Here is a 1,663-nt window from a genome sequence, read left to right on the forward strand (position 1 = left end):
GCGCGGTGCGATCGGCGCGAGGTGAGACAGGGCGACGGGGGACGACACGCCCACGCCGATACCCTGACCGCATGACTGATCAGCCGCGCCGCCGCCTCGTGCTCGCCTCGCAGTCCCCCGCCCGGCTCGGCCTGCTGCGCCAGGCCGGACTCGACCCCGAGGTCATCGTGAGCGGCGTCGACGAGGACGCCGTCTCCGCCCCGACCCCCGCCGAACTCGCGCTCGCCCTGGCCGAGGCCAAGGCCTCCGTCGTGGCCGCCCGGACCGAGGTCCAGGGCGCCCTGGTGATCGGCTGCGACTCGGTCCTCGACCTGGACGGCGAGGCGCTGGGCAAGCCCGCGGACGCCGAGGAGGCCACCGCACGCTGGAAGGCGATGCGCGGCCGGGCCGGCACCCTCCAGACGGGGCACTGCGTCTACGACACGACAGCCAAGCGCTACGCGTCGGGGACCGCGTCAACGGTGGTCCGCTTCGGCGAGCCGACCGACGCCGAGATCGCCGAGTACGTCGCCTCGGGCGAGCCGCTCCACGTCGCCGGGGCCTTCACGCTCGACGGCCGCTCGGCCCCCTTCATCGAGGGCATCGACGGCGACCACGGCAACGTCATCGGCATCTCCCTGCCGCTGGTGCGCCGCCTGCTGGCCGAACTGGGCGTGGGCATCACGGAGTTGTGGACCCCACAGGAGAAGTGATCAGGACGCGCTCGGCGTCGGGGGTGCCGTGACCGGGGATCCCCCGGTACCGCCGCTCATACCCCCGTTCGTTCCGCCGTTCGTGCCTCCGTTGCCGTCCTCGCCGCCCGCGCCGTCGCCCGGCGCGGCATCGGCGGGACCCGCGCCGCGGTCGAAGGCCAACAGGGTGAACACGATCAGCCCGAGCGCCACCATCATGAACACGAACGCGCCCCAGCCCACCAGACCCACCGTGAACGCGCCGAGCAGACCGTGCACCACTGCGGCACTGATCAGCAGGATGCGGCCGAAGAGGCCAGGGGCGCGGTCGCGCACCGCGATGAGCAGCGCGGCGACGCCGCACAGCGCGAAGTAGAGGCCGAAGACCAGCCCCCCGACCTTGGACGAGACGGACATCACGTCCGAGTCGAGACCCGCCAGGGACATGTCCTGGCGGTCGACGACCACGCCGAGGAACCAGTTCAGCAGCGCGATGCCGATCGCCTCCACGAAGAGCACGATCGCCGCCACCCACGCCACCGGTCTACGCACCACCGGTCCCCACCCACTTCCGAGTGCTGTTACCCCAAGTATGTTCGAGACCTCCCGAACGCTACTAACGGGTAAACGCCGGGACAAGGGTTCGGCCGCGGGCAAAGAATCGTTGGGCCATTCGTAGGGACTCCACAAAGAAACGCTGTGCGTCGCAGCACGGCCTCACAGAGACCTTGGCCACACAGGAGGGCTAGGGTTCAGCCAAGGATTCCTGCGTACCGCGGTGTGACAAGGGATCTCGCGGGTCGAGCGAGCCTCGAATCACGCTCCGTGTGGGCAAGCTCACCATTGGGGACGGGTCGAAAGGTCGTGTCGGCAGTCCCTAAACTCGGCTTGTTTCAAGGAGGGAGCCATCGTGCGCAAGGTGCTCATCGCCAACCGTGGCGAAATCGCTGTCCGCGTGGCCCGGGCGTGCCGGGATGCCGGGATCGCGAGCG

General features: G+C 70.1%; 3 protein-coding genes. 2 read left to right on the plus strand and 1 reads right to left on the minus strand.

Translation table 11 applies throughout. The features are described from left to right. Positions 1–71 precede the first annotated feature (71 nt). Positions 72–692, plus strand: a complete 621-nt coding sequence (locus KVT44_RS21710; RefSeq protein ID WP_099920954.1) for a nucleoside triphosphate pyrophosphatase — start codon at positions 72–74, stop codon at positions 690–692. Here the strand turns inward: KVT44_RS21710 and KVT44_RS21715 are convergent, their stop codons facing one another. Further along, positions 693–1,226, minus strand: a complete 534-nt coding sequence (locus KVT44_RS21715; protein WP_217568194.1) for a hypothetical protein — start codon at positions 1,224–1,226, stop codon at positions 693–695. Between the two features lie 364 nt (positions 1,227–1,590). Between KVT44_RS21715 and KVT44_RS58170 the strand changes: the two genes are divergently transcribed. Then, on the plus strand, positions 1,591–1,663 hold a 73-nt coding region (locus KVT44_RS58170), incomplete at its 3' end, for a biotin carboxylase N-terminal domain-containing protein (protein WP_308314065.1).

The organism is Streptomyces sp. GbtcB7 (assembly GCF_019091445.1).
GTDB lineage: Bacteria > Actinomycetota > Actinomycetes > Streptomycetales > Streptomycetaceae > Streptomyces > Streptomyces mirabilis.

Excerpts from the sequence above, each read along its gene's own strand:
- KVT44_RS21710 (WP_099920954.1), top strand. The coding sequence starts at position 72 with ATGACTGATCAGCCGCGCCGCCGCCTCGTGCTCGCCTCGCAGTCCCCC.